The organism is Paenibacillus sp. 01L418, from assembly GCF_056400045.1.
This window is the reverse complement of the sequence record NZ_JBFTSN010000851.1, coordinates 1-677: the sequence shown is the minus strand read 5'-3', so window position 1 is coordinate 677 and position 677 is coordinate 1. Positions and strand designations below refer to the sequence as shown.

The following is a 677-nucleotide window of genomic DNA, read 5'->3' as shown; positions in this document are numbered from 1 at the left end:
CCTCTTATTATGTCTGTAAGGGTTCATCCCCGTGCCTTTTATACTACTAGCCGTTTGTAAACCTCGTATTCTGTTTTTGTAAACTCCATGTTAAAAATAAGATTGCTGTAATTTTTTCATTTCGACTGCGATATGAACGGCTTGCTGATGTGCCTGCTCCGATAAAACGCCAATTTGCTTCGCGCTATTGCGATTATCAGCTGCCGCTCGGAAAAGATGATTAAACACCTCCACGGCTTCATTGATATTCGCTTCGCTTGCGATCGTCTCCATTCGTCCTGAATGAGCGAGACTTGTCGTTTGCGTAATGGCGTCAACGATCGTTTTCGTTAACGTCGTAATTTCGTTCGCAAATTGCTTCGTTTGGCCTGCAAGCTTCATCACTTCACCAGCTACTACCGCAAACCCGCGCCCATGCTCCCCTGCACGGGCTGCTTCTATAGAAGCATTCAGCGCAAGTAGATTACTCATCTCTGCCAGTTCTTTTATTAGTAAAGAAACTTTGCTGATTGACCCCGCCTCTGATTGAAGCTCATTCATCCGTTTCTCCTGAAGCTCAGAATTCAGCGTCATGGCGTTAAAAGCTTTTGTTACTTTATCCAGCTCGTTTTTGCCGGTTAAGGTCAAATCGACCATCTCTACAGACATTGACTCTCCATGTTCAGTTGACTTGCGAA

The 677-nt window shown here is 44.8% G+C and carries 1 protein-coding gene; it reads right to left on the bottom strand.

Annotation, left to right across the window (positions count from 1 at the left end; translation table 11 throughout):
• Positions 1-90: 90 nt before the first annotated feature.
• Positions 91-677 (bottom strand): methyl-accepting chemotaxis protein (locus tag AC1DSE_RS36115; RefSeq protein WP_477529227.1); only part of this gene is annotated, 587 nt, incomplete at its 5' end.